The sequence below is a fragment of the Phocaeicola salanitronis DSM 18170 genome, assembly GCF_000190575.1.
Classification (GTDB): domain Bacteria; phylum Bacteroidota; class Bacteroidia; order Bacteroidales; family Bacteroidaceae; genus Phocaeicola; species Phocaeicola salanitronis.
Window position 1 is genome coordinate 1 of sequence record NC_015164.1, and the last position, 22,318, is coordinate 22,318.

At 44.3% G+C, this 22,318-nt stretch carries 20 protein-coding genes and 1 tRNA gene; 18 read left to right on the forward strand and 3 right to left on the reverse strand.

What is annotated here, in order from left to right; genetic code table 11:
- Positions 1-91: 91 nt before the first annotated feature.
- The 11 genes from dnaA (at position 92) to BACSA_RS00060 (ending at position 11,535) form a co-directional block, all read left to right on the forward strand.
- Positions 92-1,501 (forward strand): chromosomal replication initiator protein DnaA, encoded by a 1,410-nt coding sequence (gene dnaA / locus BACSA_RS00005; RefSeq protein WP_013616079.1) that lies wholly within the window; start codon positions 92-94, stop codon positions 1,499-1,501.
- 81 nt (positions 1,502-1,582) lie between these two features.
- A tRNA-Arg gene (locus BACSA_RS00010) sits at positions 1,583-1,656 on the forward strand.
- Between the two features lie 470 nt (positions 1,657-2,126).
- Entirely contained in the window at positions 2,127-4,766 is a 2,640-nt protein-coding gene (locus BACSA_RS00020) for a DUF5686 and carboxypeptidase-like regulatory domain-containing protein (RefSeq protein ID WP_013616080.1), read from the forward strand.
- Positions 4,767-4,835: 69 nt separating this feature from the next.
- A complete protein-coding gene (locus BACSA_RS00025; RefSeq protein ID WP_013616081.1) occupies positions 4,836-6,104 on the forward strand; it encodes a sigma-54 interaction domain-containing protein in 1,269 nt (422 codons plus the stop codon).
- On the forward strand, positions 6,091-6,618 hold the full coding sequence (locus BACSA_RS00030) for an LptE family protein (RefSeq protein ID WP_013616082.1): 528 nt from the start codon (positions 6,091-6,093) through the stop codon (positions 6,616-6,618). The genes BACSA_RS00025 and BACSA_RS00030 overlap by 14 nt, the downstream gene beginning before the upstream one ends.
- A gap of 141 nt (positions 6,619-6,759) precedes the next feature.
- Entirely contained in the window at positions 6,760-7,512 is a 753-nt protein-coding gene (locus BACSA_RS00035) for a hypothetical protein (RefSeq protein WP_041583795.1), read from the forward strand.
- 6 nt (positions 7,513-7,518) lie between these two features.
- The gene (gene secG / locus BACSA_RS00040) at positions 7,519-7,893 is read left to right on the forward strand and encodes a preprotein translocase subunit SecG (protein ID WP_013616084.1); all 375 of its coding nucleotides are present in this window, start codon (positions 7,519-7,521) and stop codon (positions 7,891-7,893) included.
- A gap of 334 nt (positions 7,894-8,227) precedes the next feature.
- Positions 8,228-8,971 carry a NigD1/NigD2 family lipoprotein gene (locus BACSA_RS00045; protein WP_013616085.1) on the forward strand — a complete coding sequence of 248 codons (744 nt, stop codon included), beginning with the start codon at positions 8,228-8,230 and terminating at the stop codon, positions 8,969-8,971.
- A 111-nt stretch (positions 8,972-9,082) separates the two neighbouring features.
- The gene (locus tag BACSA_RS00050) at positions 9,083-9,760 is read left to right on the forward strand and encodes a response regulator transcription factor (protein WP_013616086.1); all 678 of its coding nucleotides are present in this window, start codon (positions 9,083-9,085) and stop codon (positions 9,758-9,760) included.
- On the forward strand, positions 9,757-11,052 hold the full coding sequence (locus tag BACSA_RS00055; protein WP_013616087.1) for a sensor histidine kinase: 1,296 nt from the start codon (positions 9,757-9,759) through the stop codon (positions 11,050-11,052). The genes BACSA_RS00050 and BACSA_RS00055 overlap by 4 nt, the downstream gene beginning before the upstream one ends.
- 45 nt (positions 11,053-11,097) lie before the next feature.
- Complete coding sequence (locus tag BACSA_RS00060; protein WP_013616088.1) at positions 11,098-11,535, forward strand: PepSY-like domain-containing protein; 438 nt, start codon at positions 11,098-11,100, stop codon at positions 11,533-11,535.
- An 85-nt stretch (positions 11,536-11,620) separates the two neighbouring features.
- On the opposite strand, the gene rho is transcribed toward BACSA_RS00060, so the two are convergent.
- Entirely contained in the window at positions 11,621-13,585 is a 1,965-nt protein-coding gene (gene rho, locus BACSA_RS00065; protein WP_013616089.1) for a transcription termination factor Rho, read from the reverse strand.
- A 326-nt stretch (positions 13,586-13,911) separates the two neighbouring features.
- Between rho and BACSA_RS00070 the strand changes: the two genes are divergently transcribed.
- From BACSA_RS00070 to BACSA_RS00080, 3 genes are all read left to right on the forward strand, one after another.
- Positions 13,912-14,289, forward strand: coding sequence for a RidA family protein (locus BACSA_RS00070; protein ID WP_013616090.1), 378 nt, complete (start codon positions 13,912-13,914; stop codon positions 14,287-14,289).
- A gap of 15 nt (positions 14,290-14,304) precedes the next feature.
- On the forward strand, positions 14,305-15,153 hold the full coding sequence (locus BACSA_RS00075; protein WP_013616091.1) for a DUF3805 domain-containing protein: 849 nt from the start codon (positions 14,305-14,307) through the stop codon (positions 15,151-15,153).
- 98 nt (positions 15,154-15,251) lie between these two features.
- Positions 15,252-17,123, forward strand: coding sequence for an ABC-F family ATP-binding cassette domain-containing protein (locus BACSA_RS00080; protein WP_013616092.1), 1,872 nt, complete (start codon positions 15,252-15,254; stop codon positions 17,121-17,123).
- Between the two features lie 223 nt (positions 17,124-17,346).
- Here the strand turns inward: BACSA_RS00080 and BACSA_RS00085 are convergent, their stop codons facing one another.
- Both BACSA_RS00085 and BACSA_RS00090 read right to left on the reverse strand, forming a co-directional pair.
- Entirely contained in the window at positions 17,347-18,357 is a 1,011-nt protein-coding gene (locus BACSA_RS00085; protein WP_013616093.1) for a GGGtGRT protein, read from the reverse strand.
- A gap of 16 nt (positions 18,358-18,373) precedes the next feature.
- A complete protein-coding gene (locus tag BACSA_RS00090) occupies positions 18,374-19,075 on the reverse strand; it encodes an iron-sulfur cluster assembly scaffold protein (RefSeq protein WP_013616094.1) in 702 nt (233 codons plus the stop codon).
- 377 nt (positions 19,076-19,452) lie between these two features.
- On the opposite strand from BACSA_RS00090, the gene BACSA_RS00095 reads away from it, so the two are divergent.
- From BACSA_RS00095 to smpB, 4 genes are all read left to right on the forward strand, one after another.
- Positions 19,453-19,977 (forward strand): DMP19 family protein, encoded by a 525-nt coding sequence (locus tag BACSA_RS00095; RefSeq protein WP_013616095.1) that lies wholly within the window; start codon positions 19,453-19,455, stop codon positions 19,975-19,977.
- Positions 19,978-20,294: 317 nt separating this feature from the next.
- Entirely contained in the window at positions 20,295-21,149 is an 855-nt protein-coding gene (locus BACSA_RS00100; protein WP_013616096.1) for a hypothetical protein, read from the forward strand.
- A gap of 135 nt (positions 21,150-21,284) precedes the next feature.
- Entirely contained in the window at positions 21,285-21,854 is a 570-nt protein-coding gene (locus BACSA_RS00105) for a YIP1 family protein (protein ID WP_013616097.1), read from the forward strand.
- 2 nt (positions 21,855-21,856) lie between these two features.
- A complete protein-coding gene (gene smpB / locus BACSA_RS00110; protein WP_013616098.1) occupies positions 21,857-22,315 on the forward strand; it encodes an SsrA-binding protein in 459 nt (152 codons plus the stop codon).
- Positions 22,316-22,318: the final 3 nt, after the last annotated feature.

Sequence of the window (22,318 nt, forward strand, 5' to 3'; positions counted from 1 at the left end):
AAAAACAAGAGAAAAAGCATTTGTTTTTATAGAAATTGATTCCGAAATTTGCTTTCCGAAAAAAGTATTGCTTAAAAATAAAAACTGAAATATGATTGAAAACAATCAGGCTATTGTATTATGGAAGCGTTGTCTGGCTTTCATTAAGGATAACGTGAATACGACAGCCTTTACTACATGGTTCGAGCCTATTGTCCCTATTAAATACGAAGGGAAGGCATTGACTATAGGGGTTCCGAGTCCTTTCTTTTACGAATATCTGGAAGAAAAGTACGTGGATCTCTTGCGGACCGCCCTATATAAAGAAATAGGTGAGGGTACGGAGTTGATGTATTCTATCGTAACTGATAATACCAACCACATAGACATCGAGATGAAAGGGACGGAGCGGTCGGTTGCTTTGCCCGAGGCAAAACCCGTCTATAATGGGAACAAAGCGCCAACCTTGTTGCAGGCGCCGGTAGTGCAGGATTTAGACCCGCATTTGAACCCGAACTATAATTTCGAAAACTTTATTAAGGGGACCAGTAACGAATTTTCGTTGACTGTGGCTGAGACTGTAGCTCAAAATCCTGCCCGTACTTTCAATCCGTTGTTTTTGTACGGACCATCGGGGGTAGGGAAGACCCATTTGATTAATGCTATCGGCACACGCATTAAGGAGCTGTATCCTGAAAAACGGGTGCTTTACATTTCGGCGCATTTGTTTCAGGTTCAATATACAGATTCAATACGGACTAATCATTTCAATGACTTTATTACTTTTTATCAGCAGATTGATGTCTTGATTATTGATGATATTCAGGAGTTTGCCGGTGTGACAAAAACCCAGAATACTTTTTTCCATATCTTCAATCATTTGCATCAGAATGGTAAACAGCTGATTTTGACTTCTGACCGTGCTCCGGTGATGTTGCAAGGGATAGAAGACCGTTTGTTGACCCGTTTCAAATGGGGGCTGATTGCTGAGCTGGAACGGCCCGATATTGATTTGCGTAAGAATATTTTGCGTAGTAAGATACGCCGGGACGGCTTGAATATTCCGGATGCTGTTATTAATTACATTGCCGAGAATGTAAATGAGAGTGTGCGCGAGTTGGAGGGTATTGTCAACTCTTTGCTGGTTTATTCCATTCAGCTGAAGCGTGAAATTAATTTGGATTTGGCACAGCATATTGTTCAGAAGGCGGTCCGTTGCTCCGAAATCAAACCGCTTACTGTTAATGATATCATTGAAAAGGTATGTAGCCATTACCAGCTCGATGTCTCGGTTATTCATACCAAGACTCGGAAACGCGAAGTGGTTCAGGTGCGTCAGATAGCCATGTATCTGGCTAAAAAACATACCGATGTGTCTTCCGGGAAAATTGGTCAGCTGATTGGCAATAAAGACCATGCCACGGTCTTGCATGCATGTAAAATTGTCAAGGACCAAGTGGAAGTGGACAAGGCTTTCAGGCAGGAATTGGAAAAGATTGAAGCTAGTTTGCACCAAGGATGAGTTTTTTACGAATATTTTAGTCTGAAAAAATTGCATATTTCCAAAGAAAAGCTTACTTTTGCACTCGCAATTGAGAAAAGGGGTTCCGTAGCTCAGCTGGATAGAGCAACGCCCTTCTAAGGCGTGGGTCGAGCGTTCGAATCGCTCCGGAATCACGAAGAGGGATACTTAGATACTGATATTACAGTATAAAGTATTCCTCTTTTGTTTTTGAGGATTTGAAGCTTGTTTTAAATTTTCCAATAAAGTAAGAGCCTGTTTAAATTTTCCAATAAAGTAATATTCTATCAGGTTCTTTTTCGTTTGTTTCCGGTCTGTTTTCCCGATTTTATTCGTCAGATAGCCCGCTATTCTCCTCATAAAATCAGAAAAACATCCTTGAAAGCAATTCGCAAAATAAGTTTGGGTAAAATTTAAACAGGCTCTTAAGGAAGTTAAAAGATTCTCTATGCTATATGCGCGGGCATCGGTCAGGAGGGTGTCGTATGAAATATAATAATGGTTAATGCTACATAAAAGACGGTTTATTTATGGGTTTTCGGAGGGTTTGATTTGTAAGAAACGGGAAAATGGTGTAATTTCGCTTCCGTTTTCGGTTTAGAATAAAGCGTATAAGATTTTGAAGATGGTGAAACAATTACTCCTTATTATATTAATAGGGTTTTCCAGTATCTTGAAGATGTCTGCCCAAATTTATGGGGTAGTCGTTGATGCGGGTACGGGTGAGCCTATTCCTTATTTGAATGTGTATTATGACGGGAAAGGAGTAGGTACCGTTACCAATATGGACGGGAAATACAAGATTTCTTATCATGCGGGATGGACAAAGCTGACTTTCTCTATGGTAGGGTATGAAACACAAGAGATTATCGTTTCGGCAAAGACGGGCGAACTGAATGTAAGCATGAGGGAGGTGGATCAAGTGCTGGACGAGGTAATCATACGCCCCAAGAAGGAAAAATATTCGCGCAAGAACAATCCGGCGGTGGAGATGATACGGAAAGTCATCGCATCAAAACGGAGGACAGACCTGAAACAGAAAGATTTTTATAGTTATAATAAATACCAGAAAATTACATTTGCCAAGAATAATATTACAGCCGATACTTTAGAGCAATCATGGCTGTTTAAGAAGTATCCTTTTTTCCGTGACCAGGTAGAAGAGTGCGATGTGACCGGAAAGCATATTCTTCCGCTTTCGGTAGATGAAACGGTATCCGAGCAAGTTTACCGGAAAGAGCCGCATTCGGAGAAAACGTATATCCGCGGAATGAACTCTTCGGGCGTGAATGAGCTGTTCAGCACAGGAGAGATGCTTTCTACGGTGTTGAAGGATGTGTTTCAGGATATCGATATTTATCAGGACCGCTTTCGCTTTTTGCAATATCCGTTTGACAGTCCTATATCGGAGGCTGGAATCCGTTTCTATAAATTCTATATCATGGATACCATTTATGTGGAACGGGACAAGTGTTTCCGCTTGTCGTTCGTGCCTAATAATTCGCAGGATTTCGGCTTTACGGGAAGTTTGTATATTCTGGCGGACTCTACCTATCGGGTAAAGCAGTGCCGGCTGAATCTTCCGAAGAAAACGGATATCAATTTTGTCGATAACATGATTATTGACCAAAAGTTCGGGGAGTTGTCTACAGGTGAATGGACATTGATGGAAGACGATATGCTGTGCGAGATGTCATACCTGCAGAAATTGCTAGGCTCTTTTCTGGTAAGGCGCACAACCCGGTATTTTGATTTTAACTTTGAGCCTTTGCCCGATGCCTTGTTTGATAAGAAAGGAAAGGAAATAAAGGATGTAAACGCAATGATGCGTGATAAGGAATTCTGGAGCAAGTACCGGCAAGAAGACTTAACCCAGTCGGAGAGCCGTATGGGGAATTTTGTGGATGATTTGGCAAAGATTAAGGGATTCAAGTACATCATGTTTGTGCTGAAGGCTTTTATCGAGAACTTTGTGGAGACCAGTACGCCGGACAGTAAGGTAGACATCGGGCCGATTAACACCATGATATCTTCGAATTATATTGACGGGTTGCGCTTGCGCGCTTCGGCGCAAACGACCGCCAATTTGCATCCGAACCTGTTCCTGAAAGGTTATTATGCTTATGGCTTCAAAGACCATCGGTCGAAATACATGGGTGAGGTGGAATATTCGTTTGACAAGAAAGAGTATCTGCCTCGTGAATTTCCGAAACATTCGTTGACATTCACTTATCAGTATGACAACATGCTGCCTTCGGATAAGTTTGTAAATACAGATAAAGACAATGTGTTTACCTCATTCAAAGTATGTACGGTAGACCAGTACAACTACGAGCGCAAGGCAACCATTAAGTATGAGCGTGAACGGGAATTCGGGTTCAAGACTACGGCTACTTTGCGGTATGCCAATTATGAGCCTTGCGGGAAGTTGTTTTACCGGACCATGGCAGGCGAATCCCAGTTGCAGTCTGCCTTGGAAAGCGGTGCCTTGTCGGGTATCGATTGGGTGCGTTCTCCGTTTAATACGCATGACATTACGGTGGCAGAAGCTTCGTTGGCATTCCGTTATGCTCCCGGTGAGACTTTTGTCAATACCAAGCAGCGCCGTATCCCTGTCAACTTGGATGCTCCGGTGTTTACCCTTCAGCATACGCTGGCATTGAAAGGGGTGTTGGGAGGAGATTATACATACAATGTGACCGAGGTCAGCGCGTACAAGCGTTTTTGGTTAAGCTCTTGGGGGAATATTGATGCGCATTTAAAAGGAGGCATCCAATGGAATAAAGTTCCTTTCCCTTTGCTGATTATGCCGGCCGCCAACTTATCGTATATCCTCGAAGACGAAACTTTCAACTTGATTAATAATATGGAGTTCCTGAACGACCGCTATGCTTCTCTTGAGTTGTCGTGGAATATGCAGGGCAAGTTGTTCAACCGGATTCCTTTGTTGAAGGAACTGAAATGGCGTGAGTTCTTCGGGGTAAAATGCCTGTGGGGGAAATTGACGGACAAGAACAATCCGTTTTTGGAACAGAATCGGAATGACGATGTACTGATGATGTTTCCGGGGCATTATAATGCGAACGGAGGCTATGATTATTCCAGCTATGTAATGGATCCTCATAAGCCGTACGTAGAGATTACGGTCGGCATCCATAACATCTTCAAGTTATTTCATGTGGAATACGTACGCCGGTTGACTTATAATGATTTGCCTACTGCGAACGAGTGGGGCATCCGCTTTATGATACGGACAGGATTCTAATAAAAAACGGGCAAAGTTGTTTGGATTCTAAGTTTTTTGTATTTTTGTCCTATCAGAATATTTCGAAATATGAATAAGACAGAGATTCAGAATGTGAAGTTGCGGTTTGGCATTATCGGAAATACCGAGGGGCTGAACCGTGCCATTGATATAGCCATGCAGGTCGCGCCTACAGACTTGTCGGTTTTGGTGACAGGCGAGAGCGGTGTGGGAAAAGAAAGTTTTCCTCAGATTATCCATCAGTTCAGCCGGCGGAAGCATGGACCGTATATTGCAGTGAATTGCGGTGCTATACCGGAAGGGACGATTGATTCCGAATTGTTCGGGCACGAAAAAGGAGCCTTTACCGGAGCCATCAGTGACCGGAACGGTTATTTTGCCGAAGCGGACGGAGGAACCATTTTCTTGGACGAAGTAGGAGAATTGCCTTTATCTACGCAAGCGCGTCTGTTGCGTGTATTGGAATCCGGAGAATATATAAAGGTAGGTTCATCGAAAGTGCAAAAGACCAATGTCCGTATTGTGGCTGCTACCAATGTGGACTTTTCGACGGCTATTGCTGACGGGCGTTTCCGCGAGGATTTGTATTACCGTCTGAATACGGTCCCTATCAAAGTATTGCCATTGCGCGAACGTCCGGATGATATTGTGCTGCTGTTCCGGAAATTCGCGTCAGATTTCGGCGAGAAATACCACATGCCGGCAATTCAATTGACCGAAGAGGCAAAACAGATGTTGGTGCATTATCCGTGGCCCGGAAATATCCGTCAGTTGAAAAACATTACGGAGCAGATTTCCATTTTGGAGACAAACCGTGACATTACTCCAGATATATTGCAGAACTATCTGCCTCCTCAGCCTGAATCCCGTTTGCCGGCACTGTTCGGCATGCGTCCGTCGGGCGACAAGAAAAGCTTTGAAAGCGAAAGGGAGATTTTATATCAGGTCTTGTTTGATATGCGCCGGGATGTGACGGAATTGAAGAAACTGGTTCATGATATTATGGCAGAGCGGTCGGGAACTCCGGTCAGTCATCCTTCGGATACAACGGTGCATTACTTGCAAAATATGGTGAATGTAGTTCCGGAATCTCCGGTAGTGGTTAATCCGGTGTCTGCGGTTAGTGCTCCTCCGGTACATGCCGCTTCTGTTGAAGAACCGGAAGTGCAGGAACCGGAAGAATATGTAGAAGAAAACTTGTCTTTGGACGAAGTGGAGAGGAATATGATTCGCAAAGCATTGGAACGTCATCATGGAAAGCGGAAAAATGCGGCTATTGATTTAAAGATATCTGAGCGTACGCTTTATCGAAAAATAAAAGAATATGGGCTTGAATAAGAAGTATTGTAAATTTATCAGTTTGTGTGCAGGTTTTGCGTGTGTGTTGGCGGCGTGTTCTATTTCATATAAATTTAATGGAGCGTCTATTAACTATGATAAGGTAAAGACCATTTCATTTGAGAATTTCCCGAACCGTTCGGCTGCTTTCGTGTGGGGCCCGATGGAGTCGATGTTCAATACTGCGTTGCAGGATATTTATATGCGGCAGACCCGTTTGAAACAAACTCGTCAGGGAGGAGACTTGGAACTGTCGGGTGAAATTACGAACTATGACGCATATAATAAAGGTGTAGGATCGGACGGTTATTCTACCATGGCAGAATTAAGAATGACGGTCAATGTGCGTTTTGTAAACAATACGAACCATGCGGAAGATTTCGAGCAGCAGTTTTCCGCGAGCCGTGAGTATGACGCCAGCCAGCAGCTTTCTTCGGTGCAGGAAGGGTTGGTCGATGAAATGATTGATGAAATCGTGGACCAAATTTTTAACGCGACCGTTGCAAATTGGTAATTGGGAATATGCAATGATAAAGTGTGTGTGCGGAATTAATTGATATTTCACCACAGAGGAAGCAGGGCATCACAGAGGAAAATTAAAAACTTTGTGTCCCTCTGTGCCCTCCGTGGTGAATCTTTGTTAGATAGATTAATTATGAGCAGTTACTTACAACAACGTTTACAACAATGGATTCAGTATCCTGAAGAATTATCGGCAGACAGCTTGTGCGACTTGCGGGAGTTGTTGGCGCGTTATCCTTATTTTCAGACTGCTCGTTTGCTTTACCTGAAGAATTTGTATGTGCTGGGTGATGCGTCTTTTAAATCGGAACTGCAGAAAAGTGCGCTTTACATCGCCGATTTGAGTGTGCTTTTTTATTTCATTGAAAGTGGACGCTTGGCAGTCGGCAAGCATCGTGAAGAGCAGCGGGAAGAAGCGGAGAAGGCAGGCGGTCCGGACAGGACGTTGGATTTGATAGACCGTTTCTTGTCGGAGCTGCCGGAACAATTGGGAGACGATTTGCCTTTACCTCTTGAAACGAATGTGGATTATGTATCTGTTTTGATGCGCGAAGAAGCAGAACTGGAAAAAACGGCTCCATTGAAAGGGCAGGAACTGATAGACCGGTTTATCGAACATTCGCACGAAGGGGGAGAAGAATGTTTGCAGGGCGGAGAGGAAAATACAGAAGATGTGGAGGAACAATCGGAAGCGTTAGAAGAACCGGACTCTGATGAGCAGTATTTCACTGAAACTTTGGCTAAAATTTATGTCAAGCAGCACCGTTATGAGAAGGCTCTTGAAATTATTAAAAAATTAAATTTGAAATATCCAAAAAAAAATGCTTACTTTGCAGACCAAATAAGATTTTTGGAAAAACTGATTATTAACGCTAAATCAAAATAAGGAAAAATGTTTTATTATTTATTAGTTGGATTGATTGTGTTGGCATCTGTATTGATGTGTTTTGTTGTATTGATACAGAATTCAAAAGGAGGCGGGCTTGCTTCCAGTTTTGCCGCTTCAAATCAGATTATGGGTGTGCGTAAGACTACCGATTTCATAGAGAAACTTACATGGGGATTGGCTGTGTTCATGGTAGTAGTCAGTATCGCTGCAGCTTACGTGATTCCGAGTGCAGTAGAAGGTTCTTCAGTGATTATGGATCAGGCTGTAGAAGAACAGAAGACGAATCCGCTGAATGCTCCGGAAGGCTTTGCCGCTCCCCAGCAGAATGCGGCTGAACAGGAAACGGTTCCTGCGGCAAGTGATTCGGCTGCCCGCTAAGAGTTATTTCTAAAGTCTTTAAGAGAGGCTTTTTGATAGAATGCATAAGAGGATGTGTCAGTTTTGGCATATCCTCTTATTTTTTCAGTTGCTTTCCAAGGTACACGCAACTATCAGCATCGGGCTACGCATATATGTCCGGGGGGGGAAATGCACATAAATGAGTATGCCCTCGGAAAGAGTTACGGCGTTACAATTGTAACGGGTAGCTGTCTTTTCCTGATGGCACAGGCACCTGTACTGAAAAGGTACTCTCTATCTTAATTTTTCTTAATGCATGCAGTATTCGGCTTTTTTCTTTCTTTATTAATTGAAACGATAAAAAGAAACGCTTATGAAAAAGATAATGAAATGCGGATTATGGGTCTGTGCTTTGGTATTGGGTCTGTTTCAGGCTTCGTGTGATGACGGAGACGGGTATTCAATCGGTGATATAGCATACGATTGGGTGACGGTGCATGTACAGAGCGACGGTGTGTATACATTTACAGGAGATACTTGGGGAACGATGTTTCCTGCGGCATCGGTTGTTTGGGGATACCGTTTGTCCGAAGGTACCCGTGGCTTATTGGTCTTCAATCCGTTGTATGATAACTATTATGGATACGATGTGGGCATCAAGCCGCAGCAGCTTCGTCCCTTCCTGACCAAGACCGTTGAAGAGCTGACTGACGCCAATGAAGCGGAGTTTGCCAACCATCCGGCGTATGTGCTTGATGCATGGGTAGCCGGAGGCTATATGAATATGCTGTTTAAAATGAAGTTGCCTATAGACAAAAAGCACCGTGTCAGTTTGGTGAAACGGGCGGATGAACCGGCAATCGGAGAGGACGGTTATATTCATTTGGAGTACCGGTATAATACCTATGGTGATACGACTGATGTATTCAATCCGTATGAAGAGGTGGTTTGTTATAACTTGAATACATTGCCTTTGGATGAAGCTGACGGCATCAAGATGAAAGTCAATTCAGCTATTTACGGAGAACAGACATGGGTGTTCGAAAATATGGAACAGCCAGTGCCTGAAGAGGCGAAAGACATAAGTATGTCATCAGAAGAAAGCGATATCGAATAAGGGCGAGGTTGTTGTTTGTTTTGCGCAGATAAATGTGTTTTGCACATTTGTCTGCGTTTTTATTTGTCGTTTTCTGCAGAAAGTCTATTTTTGTAAAAAAGAAGATGGCTTATGAAAATACTGATAGTAGAAGATGATCAAGACTTGCGGGAAATAACGACCCGTTCATTAGAGAAGGAGCGTTATGTGGTTTCGCAAGCTCCCGATTACCGGACCGCTTTGTTGAAAATAGAAGATTATGATTACGATTGCATACTGTTGGACATTATGCTTCCTGACGGAAACGGGCTGGACTTGTTGAAAGAACTTCAAGCCTTGGGCAAGCGTACCAATGTGATTATCTTGTCGGCGAAAGATTCTATAGAAGATAAGGTCGTTGGATTGGATTTGGGCGCGGATGACTATTTGCCGAAACCGTTTCATCTGGCAGAGCTGCATGCACGGCTGAAAAGCTTGTTCCGGCGGAGCCAGCGGGAGGGCGAGCACAAGATGCAAGTGGGTAACATTGAGGTCTATCCCGATCAGTTCCGTGTGATGATAAACGGGAAGCAGGTAGAGCTGAACCGGAAAGAATATGATATCCTGTATTATTTCATGTCGCGTCCGGGGAGGCTGGTTAATAAAAACACGCTTGCTGAATCGGTGTGGGGTGACCATATCGACCAGGTGGATAATTTTGACTTCATATATGCGCAAATCAAGAATTTAAGGAAGCGCCTGAAAGATGCGGGAGCTACGCCTGAGTTGAAATCGGTGTACGGTTTCGGATATAAATTTGTGGTCGAATGAAACTGTTTCATCTGGTATTATGGCGTTTGTCATTGGCTTTGGTTGTTGTCTTTACTGTGTGGGCAGGGCTTTTCTATATGGCTATTATAGAAGAAGTGAACGATGAAGTCGATGATTCGCTCGAAGATTACTCCGAGCAGCTCATTGTGCGTTCCTTGCTGGGAGAGAAAATGCCTGATACGAGTAATGGCTCGAATAACCAGTATTACTTGTATGAGGTGAGCAAGGAGTATGCGGCGGCGTATCCCCAAATTACTTACCGGGATGAGATGGTGTATATTACCGAGAAAAGAGAGGAAGAGCCTGCACGGGTGCTGATTACGATTTTCCGTGCGTCCAACGACCGTTATATGGAGTTGGTTGTATATACTCCGACGATAGAGAAAATGGATTTGCAACGTGCCATATTGGGTTGGATTGTATTTTTGTATGTCTTGCTTTTATTGGTCATATTATTGATTACGGCATGGGTGTACCGGCGTAACATGAAGCCTTTATACCGTTTGTTGGGGTGGCTGGACCGTTATCAGTTGGGACATCCGAACGAGCCGTTGGATAATCAGACTAAAATTACGGAATTCCACCATCTGAACGAGACGGTTTCGGAATTTGCGGAGCGGAATGAAAAGCTTTTCGAGCAGCAAAAGCAGTTTATCGGAAATGCCTCGCACGAAATGCAGACACCGTTGGCGATATGCCGCAACCGGCTGGAGATGTTGATGGAGGATGAAAGCTTGTCCGAACGGCAGTTGGGAGAATTGATAAAAACCCATCGTACACTTGAAAACCTGACTCGCATGAACCGTTCGTTGTTGCTCTTGTGCAAGATAGAGAACGGACAATACATGGACAGGCATCAGGTTTGCCTGAATGAATTGCTGAAGCATTACGTGGATGATTATCGGGAAGTATATGCCTATCGGAAGATTCGGGTGGAAATGGAACTGAAGGAATCGTTTTGTGTGGAAATGAACGATTCGCTGGCTACGGTTCTGGTCACAAACCTGCTGAAAAACGCTTTTGTGCATAATGTGGACGGAGGGGTTATCCGAATTGAAACCAGCAGGCAGGCTTTTGTAATCCGGAATACGGGTAGTGAGGCATTGGACGGCAAACGCATTTTCGAACGTTTCTATCAAGGAAAGAAGAAAGAAGGTTCTACCGGACTGGGGTTGGCTTTGGCGGACACCATTTGTAAGATGAGCCAATTGCAAATCCGTTATTTTTATGAAAAAGACTTGCATTGCTTCGAAATTTCAAAATCTTTTCAGAATCCCTCTTCATCTTTGTGATAGGCTCAGAGAAAAATAGTATTAACTTGTAAAAACGGATGGTATATGAAAAAATGGATTTTGATGTTGATTTGTGTGTTGGGAGTGCAGTCAATGGCGTGGGCGGATAATGACAAGCCGATTCAAATCGGACAGTTGCCTACGAAAGCGCAGACCTTTATTACAACGTATTTCAAGGAGCATAAAGTGGCATTGGCAAAGATGGAGTCCGGATTGTTCTATAAATCGTATGATGTGATTTTTACGAATGGCGAGAAATTGGAGTTCGATAAGTCGGGCGATTGGACGGAAATCCAATGTAAGGCTTCCGAAGTGCCTGTGCAGGCGATACCGGCGGAGATTCGTTCGTATGTGACTTCTACGTATCCCGATGCCAAAATCTTGCAAATCGAACGTGACGGGAAGGAGTATGAAATCAAACTTTCCAATCATTGGGAGATTACGTTTGATTATAAGTTCCGGGTAATTGACATTGATGATTGAAAACACGGCAGCCCGTGTAAACTTAAATGACCGCACGTTTTTATTAATTCGTGCGGTCATTTAAGTTTACACGGGCTGCCGTGTTTTATGAGTTCATGCTCATCAGGAATTCATCGTTGTCTTTCGTTTTTTCCAGATGTTCTTTTACCGAATTCATGGCTTCTATCGGATTCATGTCTGCCAAAAACTTGCGTAAAATCCACATGCGGTCGAGTGTGGTTTTATCAAGCAGCAGGTCGTCGCGGCGCGTGCTGGAAGCCGTAAGGTTTACTGCAGGGAAGATGCGTTTGTTGCTCAGGTTCCGGTCGAGCTGCAATTCCATATTACCTGTACCCTTGAATTCTTCAAAGATTACTTCATCCATTTTTGAGCCGGTATCTATCAATGCTGTAGCGATAATGGTCAGTGAACCTCCTCCTTCTATATTACGTGCGGCACCGAAGAAACGTTTGGGCTTGTGCAGTGCATTGGCGTCTACACCACCCGACAATACTTTGCCCGATGCAGGTGAAACCGTGTTGTATGCACGGGCCAAACGGGTGATGGAGTCAAGGAAGATGACGACATCGTGTCCGCATTCTACCATGCGTTTGGCTTTTTCCAATACAATTCCCGCAATCTTTACGTGACGTTCTGCCGGTTCATCGAAAGTAGAGGCTATGACTTCTGCGTTGACACTGCGTGACATGTCGGTTACTTCTTCCGGACGTTCATCGATAAGCAACATAATCATGTACACTTCCGGATGGTTGGCAGCTATGGCATTGGCAATGTCTTTCATCAAGATTGTTTTACCGGTTTTGGGTTGTGCTACAATTAATGCACGCTGTCCCTTGCCTATAGGAGCGAACAAGTCTACGATGCGTACGGAGAGGTTGTCGTCATATCCTTTGCAAAGTTTGAATTTCTCGTCAGGGAAGAGGGGTGTCAGATGATCGAACGGAACACGGTCGCGTACCAATTCAGGCGGCAGGCCGTTTATCTTTGACACCTTTACCAATGGGAAATATTTTTCGCCTTCTTTAGGCGGTCGGATTGTTCCGTCTACCACGTCTCCGGTTTTTAGTCCGAATAACTTGATTTGTGACTGGGAAACATAAATGTCATCGGGAGATGAAAGATAATTGTAGTCTGAAGAGCGGAGGAATCCGTATCCGTCCGGCATGATTTCCAACACGCCCGAGCCTTTAAGAATGTCATCAAATTCGTAAAGTTTTTCTGCTGGTTTGGCTGTTGCGGCTTCTGGTGCCGCTGCTGTTGCTTGCGGGGTGTCGGCAGACGCTTGTGCGGGTTGGTTGGGTCGTCCGTTAGCTTGGCGGTTATTGTGACGTTGCTGGCGTGATTGATAACGGTTGTTGTTGGATTTGTTGTCTTTGTCAGGAACAATCGGTTGCTCCATTTTTGTCGCTTCAAATTTGCCCAGCAATTCGGTTGGCAATTCAATTTTTTCAGAAGGAAGGTCTTCGATAGCGATAAAGTCATCGCCTTCGTCCATGTTCAATTCTGGTAGTTCAGCATTGTCAGGCATGGCAGGGGAAGCTTCCGTCTGTTCGGGTATTGTGTTCTCTATATCGTTGGAGACTTGCGGTTGTTCTTTTTCTACCGAACTTTTGTTCTTGCTTCCCGGCTTCCTTCCGCGTTTTGGTTTCGGTTTCTCTTCATTTTCTGGAGCAGGAACTGTTTCAGGTTGGTTTTCTGACGTCCCGGTTGCGGCAATCACATTTTCTGTTTTAAATAAAGGTGCCGGTGCGGGTAATGGGGGGGTGCTTGCTTCCAGTTTTTGTGCTTTGTCTTTAGTGGCGGTATATACCTTGTCGCCTTCTTTTTTTACACTGATGCGTGAACGTTTGCGGGGTTGTCCTTCTTTACGTTCTTCATTTGTTTTTCCGGTAGTTGCTTTTTTAGTCGCTCCTACAATAGCTTGTTCGTCTAGAATACGATATACCAGTTCTTCTTTTTGTAAGGTACTGGTTTTTTTCAGACCCAACTCTTTGGCAATCTGTTGCAATTCTGACAAATCTTTGTCGTTCAATTGAATAATGTTATACATAAGTATAGGTTGTAATGAATTGTGTAATATTTGTAAGTGTAAGAGCTTGAATCGTTTATACACACAAACGTTCTTCGGTGCGTATTACACTTGTCAATAATTACGGATTTAAAGATTATTGTTTGATTAGTTTTTGAAGTGAGGTTTACAAAACGTATTGCCTTTTCTCACATATTTGACAGGACAAAAGTACGCATTTTTTTTATATCTTCTATGAATCTCGTTAATTTTTTTTCAAAATGTCCCGCTGATTGCTGGAAAAATGCTAATTTAGCGGTGGATTTTCAAAGTGGGAATTCGATTTATTAATTTAACAGTTGAATACAATGAAGAAAGTGATTTTTACAGAGGAGGCACCTGCTGCTATCGGTCCGTATAGCCAGGCTATTGAAGCGAACGGAATGGTTTTTGTATCGGGACAATTGCCCGTTGATCCTGCTACGGGCGAATTTGCTCCCGGAGGAGTAGCAGAGCAGACCACTCAGTCATTCGAAAATATCAAGAATATTTTGGCAGAGGCTGGCTTGACCACTGCCCATATTGTAAAGACAACGGTTTTCTTGGCTGATATGGCTTTGTTTGCCGATATGAATGCGGTATATGCCAAGTATTTCGACGGAGATTATCCGGCTCGTTCGGCTGTAGCTGTAAAGGCTTTGCCGAAAGGTGCGCTGGTAGAAGTAGAATGCATTGCGGTCCGGTAATTTAAACGATTGTTTATGAACTTTCAACTATCAACGAATAGAACTTATATTTCGCCCGGTTCGTGGTTTGCGTTGACATATCCGTTCGGATGGTGTGAGTCAGAAGACGCTGAAGATAGTTTCTTGTTTTATAATCCGGACAAGTGGGCTGGGAATTTCCGTATTTCTGCTTATCGGGGTGAAAGCCGTGGCTATGCGAAAGAATGCATGGAGGATGAATTGGCACATACCCGTGGAGCAAAGCCGGTTCAGGTAGGAAATTGGAAGTGTGTGTATTGGGCTGAGAGTTTTCAAGAAAACGGGAACTGGTACACGACTCATTTCTGGATTACGGGGCAGGGCGCCGTGTCGGTGGAATGTTCTTTTACAGTGGTTAAAGGAGAAAATATCAAGGTTGCGGAAGAAATTATCGCTTCGCTTCGTGTACGGAGAGATGACGAAAAATCGTGGAAAGCGGTCATACCGGTACGAATACTTGAAATCAATGGAATCAATGAAGCATACGATTGGGCGGTATTAACCATCAAAAAGCAATTGACGAAAGATTTTACCGGATGTGAGGCGGACATCGACCGTATTCAGCAGGTGATGGATAGCGGACGCTTTAAGTCTGAACAGCGTCAGGCATGGGAAAGTTTCGGTATCGCGTTCGGTACGATATTGGTAAATGAAATGGACGGGATGGACTGGGTGACGGTCATTGACGGAAAACAAGAATATCCTGCTTTGCGTTTCGCTGATACCGAAGTAATGGTTTATCCTACAAAGCTTGTGTGGGATGCCGTGCGGAACGGAAAAACCTGTAATTTGAAAGACGAATACTTGCGTATCCGCACTGAAGTAGAGAAAGCGCTTTCTAAATGAAAAATGAAGAATTAAGAATGAAGAATCAACTGACGCATTACACGATTCTTCATTCTTCATTTTTCATTCCTCATTCTTCATTCTTAATTAAAAGTTCTATGGTCTCTTATTTGCAAGTAGAGAATTTGACGAAGTCATTTGGTGACTTGCTTCTGTTTCAGAATATCTCGTTTGGAGTTGCCCAAGGGCAGCGCATCGGGCTGGTAGCGAAAAACGGAAGCGGAAAGACTACCTTATTGAATATATTGGCAGGCAAGGAAGGATATGACGGAGGTCAAATCACTTACCGGCGCGATTTGCGTGTAGGTTATTTGGAACAAAGCCCTGTTTACCCTGAAGAATTGACCGTATTGGAAGCTTGCTTTTCGCATGGAAATGCTGTAGCGGAAGTCATTAAAGAATACGAGCGTTGCATGGCTACGCCGGGCAATCCGGGACTGGACGTGTTACTGGAACAGATGGAACATGAAAAAGCATGGGATTACGAACGTCAGGTGAAACAAATCCTTTCGCAATTGAAAATCCGTGACTTCAACCAGCAAGTCAAACACCTTTCCGGAGGGCAGTTGAAACGTGTCGCTCTTGCCAATGTGTTGATTACCGAGCCGGATTTGCTTATCTTGGACGAGCCGACCAACCATTTGGATTTGGATATGACCGAGTGGCTGGAAGGATACCTGAGCCGTTCTAAGCTCAGTTTGCTGATGGTGACGCACGACCGTTATTTCCTTGACCGTGTATGCGATGAAATCATGGAAATAGATAATTGCCGGCTTTATTCTTATAAAGGCAATTACAGTTATTATTTGGAGAAACGGCAAGAACGCATGGATGCGACCAATGCCGAAATAGCCCGTGCCAATAACTTGTATCGTACCGAATTGGAATGGATGCGCCGGATGCCTCAAGCGCGGGGGCATAAAGCCCGTTATCGGGAAGAAGCGTTCTACGAATTGGAAAAGGTTGCCAAGCAGCGCATGTATGATGCCAACGTGAAGTTGGATGTAAAAGCTTCTTATATCGGCTCGAAGATTTTCGAGGCAGACCATTTGTGCAAGCGTTTCGGCGACCTTACGATATTGGATGATTTTTCGTATATCTTTTCCCGTTACGAAAAAATGGGCATTATCGGCAATAATGGTACCGGTAAGTCCACTTTTATCAAGATTCTGATGGGGTTGGAAAAACCGGATAGCGGAACGCTCGATATCGGCGAAACCGTACGCTTTGGCTATTATTCGCAAGAAGGGCTGAAGTTCGATGAGCAGATGAAGGTGATTGACGTCATCACATCGGTGGCAGAGGTCATTGAAATGGGAAACGGAAAGCGGCTTACTGCTTCTCAGTTTCTGCAACATTTTCTTTTCTCGCCCGAAAAGCAACATAATTATGTGTATAAGTTGAGTGGGGGAGAGCGTCGCCGGCTATATCTGTGTATGGTTCTGATGAAGAACCCTAATTTTCTGGTATTGGACGAGCCGACAAACGACCTTGATATTGTAACCCTGCAAGTGCTGGAAGAATACTTGCAGCATTTTAAGGGGTGTGTAATTGTGGTAAGCCACGACCGCTATTTTATGGATAAGGTGGTCAACCACTTGCTGGTATTCAACGGGCAAGGCGACATTCGTGACTTTCCCGGGAACTATACCGATTACCGTGAATGGAAAGCAGCTAAAGCTGTTCATGAGAAAGAAGCTTCTCCGCAGCCGAAGAGGGAAAAGAAACCTCAGCGTGAGCGTCCCGAAGGCAAACGCCGCATGACATTCAAAGAACGCAAGGAGTTCGAGCAATTGGAGCAAGAGATAGCTGCGCTCGAAGAAGAGAAGAAGTCGATAGAAACAGCGCTTTGCAGTGGTGCGTTAGGGGTTGAAGAATTGACCGAAAAATCGAAACGCCTGCCGGTCTTGAATGAGGAACTCGACGAGAAAACCATGCGTTGGTTGGAATTGAGCGAGATAGAAGGCTGATTGATGAGGTTAAGAGGCATTCAATTTTAACTCCTATTTGGCAGAGAGGATGATCTGATATTGAGTATCGGATTATCCTTTTTTAATTATAGGAGCATTCTCTTCAAATACGTTTGCCAACAGATTAGGGGGGCTGCCTTTAATCTATGTATGGTTGTGGATATAGAAAATCCCCGTAACATCCAAGTGTTACAGGGATTTCCTTATAATATAGTAACTGAAATTACTTGTTCAGAGCCAAAGCCACATTAACGGCGCAAGCTACAGTACATCCTACCATCGGGTTGTTACCGATACCGAGGAAGCCCATCATTTCTACGTGAGCGGGAACTGATGAAGAACCTGCGAACTGAGCGTCTGAGTGCATACGGCCCAATGTGTCGGTCATACCGTAAGAAGCAGGACCTGCAGCCATGTTATCCGGGTGCAGTGTACGACCTGTACCGCCACCTGATGCTACTGAGAAGTAAGGCTTACCGGCAAGCACGCGTTCTTTCTTGTAAGTACCAGCTACCGGGTGTTGGAAGCGGGTCGGGTTGGTAGAGTTACCTGTGATGGATACGTCTACGTTTTCGTGCCACATGATAGCTACACCTTCACGTACGTCGTCAGCACCGTAGCATTTTACTTTTGCACGAGGACCGTCTGAATACGGAGTTTCGTTTACGATGTGCAATTCGCCTGTGAAGTAATCGAACTTAGTCTGAACGTATGTAAAGCCGTTGATACGAGAGATAATCATGGCGGCATCTTTACCCAAACCGTTCAAGATGCAACGCAACGGGTTAGTACGTACTTTGTTTGCCATTTCGGCGATTTTGATAGCACCTTCGGCAGCAGCGAATGATTCGTGACCTGCCAAGAAGGCAAAGCACTGAGTTTCTTCGCGGAGCAGACGGGCTGCCAAGTTTCCGTGGCCCAAACCTACCTTACGGTCATCGGCTACAGAACCCGGAATACAGAACGATTGCAAACCGATACCGATAGCTTCGGCAGCGTCTGCGGCGTTCTTGCAACCTTTCTTCAGTGCGATGGCGCAACCTACAACGTAAGCCCACTTAGCGTTTTCGAAGCAGATACCTTGCGTTTCCTGACAAGTCAGGTATGGGTCGAGGCCTGCTTCTTCACAGATCTTGTTAGCTTCTTCAATGTCTTTGATGCCGTTTTCGTTCAATGCAGCCAAAATCTGCTTCATACGACGGTCTTGACTTTCAAACTGTACTGGTCTAATCATAATCTGTGTCCTCCTATTATTCTTTACGTGGGTCAATATATTTAACTGCGCCTTGTTCGGGTTTGAAGCGTCCGTAAGTGCCTGTAACGGCTTTCAATGCTTCGTTTGCGTCAACACCCTTCTTCACTTGTTCCATGAATTTGCCCATGTGAACGTATTCATAACCGATAACTTGGTTGTCTTTATCCAAAGCCATGCGGGTGATGTAACCTTCGGTCAGTTCGAGGTAACGGGTACCTTTCGCTTTTGTTCCGTACAGTGTACCTACCTGGCTGCGGAGGCCTTTGCCTAAGTCTTCCAAACCTGCACCAATCATCAAACCGCCTTCTGAGAAAGCTGACTGGGTACGGCCGTAAACGATTTGCAGGAACAGTTCACGCATGGCTGTATTGATAGCGTCGCAAACCAAGTCGGTGTTCAAAGCTTCCAGAATAGTCTTGCCCGGCAGGATTTCAGATGCCATAGCAGCTGAGTGAGTCATACCCGAGCAACCGATAGTTTCTACCAGACATTCTTCGATAACGCCTTCCTTAACGTTCAGCGTCAGTTTGCAAGTACCCTGTTGAGGAGCACACCATCCCACACCGTGGGTCAAACCTGAAATGTCTTTGATTTCTTTTGCCTGAATCCATTTCCCTTCTTCAGGAATTGGAGCCGGACCGTGATTGGGTCCTTTTGCGACACAACACATGTGTTCAACTTCGTGTGAATAAGTCATATTCGTTACGTTTTTATTGAGTAATAAAAAATAAGTAGTTTCAATACTTCAGGTTTAAGGGCATTCCCTTAAATCCGCATGCAAAGTTAGTCGTTTTCTTGATTTGTGCAACGGCACACGGCGAACTTTTTGTTACATTTTAATGATATTTTTTACCCTGTCCGCCATTTTGCAATGTCAGCTTGGCAAAATCTTTTTCGTATGTGAAGGGAAAGCTGTATCTTTGCGGCGTGATTTCTATTTATATGTAAATCGAACGCAGAGACGCAAAGACGTGGAGGTTTATTTTTAGAGAAGGCAAAGAACCAGAGGATATTTCTATTGTAAATGAAAAAAAACTTTGCGCTTTTGCGTCTCTGCGTTTAAATGAATAATCAATGGAAGAAGAAAAAAAGATTACAGTAAGCGATGAGGCCTTGCGCCGGGCGGCGGGCGAAGGCATGGACGAGTTCTTGCGGGTATTTACCGACCGCTATCTGGAAGTGACGGGCGGACAGGTCGATGCCGATGCGATGCCTCTGCTTAACGGATGGCAGCATACGCTTTTGGGCTACCGCCTGTTTTGCGAGGAAGTGAACGAAGGCGGCTTCGTGCAGCTCATCCAGAACGGATACGGCCCGTATATTTTCCTCAACCCTTTTGCCAAGGCGATGCGCCTGATGGGGGCAAAGGAATTTTCGAAGCTGGTGTACGAGGCGAAGAAGATATACGACGCGCACCGGGAGGACTTGGAGCAGGAACGCGATGAGGACGAGTTTATGGCGATGTACGAACGGTATGAGGAGTTCGACGACCTCGAAGAGCAGTTCATGGATATGGAAGAGGAGGTGACCGGACAGGTGGCGCGTTATGTAGACGGGCATCTCGAAGATTTCGCCTTGATTGTAAAAGAAGGGGAATAAGCCTCTCCGAAGGTATCTGTTATGCATTTGCAGACACAGATATAATAAAGGAGATGCAGGCATGCGGACACGGGTAAAAACGCATGCGGTTGCGTAAGCCGATGCAACCGCTTGCGTGGGCGGATGCAGCCGCCTGCGTAAGCCAACGCAGGCAGATGCGTTTTCCGTAGTTTCCCAAGTGCGGGCGGAATGCAGGGAATAAGATTTTGTTTGCAAAAGAATGTTAAACCCGATATCCCCGTGCAGTATTTTCAGCATCTTTGCATTCTAACTAAAAATATTAATCAAATTCATTGTAAAATCAATAAAGGAAGAACATGAAAAAATTTAAATTGGGTGTGCTTGCGATGGCACTGGTATCGATGTTAGGGTTTACGTCTTGCTTGGATAGTGGAGAAGTGAGTAATGTGACTGGCATTAATTCTTTTGCAAGAGTTACAAACTATCTGGGACTTTATTCGTTTTCGTTGCCTACAGGGCTTACTTTGACTCCCCTTAATCAGACAGGGCTGGAAAATATAAATAAATATTCTAATTATACGTGGCTGACTGCTACAGCGGATGGAGATACACAAGACTTGGAGAATAGTAAGAATTGGGATATAACGGTATTAGGATATTATTCTGTAAAAGACGGACAAATGGTGGCTCAGTCTCCGGTGGAAGAAAATGCGAATGCACCCGTAAGCGATGTGAATTATAGCTATTTTGGAAATGAAGTTCGTATAATGTTTTTTAACTTGAACGAAATGTTCCTTCCAGTATTTTATCGGATAAGAACTGTTGATAGAGATGATGATGATGAAGTTAATGCTGAATTGGAAGCACATAGTTTTACATTGTATTATAATGCTACAGAAGATTTCCAAAACGGGGCAATGACATTGCATTTGCGTCATTATATTGCAGATTTGCAAGCGGATGATGAATTTATGAGTGATCCGACAATGGGTATTGAGCATTTTGATATATCAGCTCCATTGCAGGCTTATGCTTCAACTATTGGTGGTACTCCTGACCGTATCGTGATTGCATTTGAGCAAAATTCGATTGATGGAAGTTATGATAGCAATAGAGTTTCAGACAATACATTTGAAATTAATTATCAAACGTATGTAGACTATTACAACCAGTATATGGCTAATAACGGATCTGGTTCATCTGAAGAATAATTTATTCTATTTTATTCTAAGTGCATATTATTAAAGCCGGACATCTTTTGTCCGGCTTTATTTTTATATATGTGCGTTTATTCCAATCTTTTTTGTACATTTGCAGTTCGAGTATGAAACAAAAATAAGAGAGTTTTGAATTATAAAGGATTATTTCATCAGATATGGACCCTCTTGTCGGCTCCGGGCAAGGCATGGGACGAGATACGGGAGCGTGGAGGAGCGCACGACATCCAGGCAGGGTTTGTTTACCCGTTGATAGGTCTTTGCGGATTGTCCGAGTTCATCGGCGTGTTTATCGGCAGGGAATTTTCTTCGCTGATGTTTCAAGTGGCATTGACGCGGTGTTGTGCGGTGGCTGTAGCCTTGTTCGGCGGCTTCTTTCTTTCGGCATACGTGCTGGATAAGCTTGCCGTCCATTGGCTGAAAGCGGGAAGCATGCGTGGAAAGATGCAGGTCTTCACGGGCTATTCGATGGTGGTGACTTTTGTGTTGACTATTGTAAGCGGCTTGTTCTCTATCGCCTTGCTTCATTGGATATTGCAGGTGTACACCGTCTTTGTGGTGTTCGAGGGCGCGCGCCGCTGGCTTATGCTTTCGCAAGCCTGGCAGATACCGTTTACGCTTGTGGCTACATTGGTTATCCTGTTTTGCCCGATGCTGATAGAATATGTGTTTAATCAATTGTCTGTAATTTTGAATTGAAGATGAAAACAAACGCAAGCAACATAAATATCAAAAACAAACGTGCCTCGTTCGATTACGAGTTTATCGACACTTATACGGCAGGCATCGTGCTGACGGGTACCGAAATCAAGTCTATCCGTCAGGGCAAGGCGAGCCTGGTCGATACGTTCTGTTTCTTTTCGCGCGGCGAGTTGTGGGTGAAGAACATGCACATCGCCGAATACTTTTACGGTTCGTACAACAATCATGCGGCACGGCGTGACCGCAAGCTCCTGCTTACGAAGAAAGAGCTTCGCAAGCTGGAACGCACTTCGGCAGAGCCGGGATTCACTATCGTGCCTACCCGTATGTATATCAACGAGAAGGGGCTGGCAAAGGTGGTCATTGCCCTTGCCAAAGGAAAGAAGCAATACGACAAGCGCCAGAGCCTGAAGGAGAAAGAAGACAAGCGGATGATGGACCGGATGTTTAAACGGTGAGTG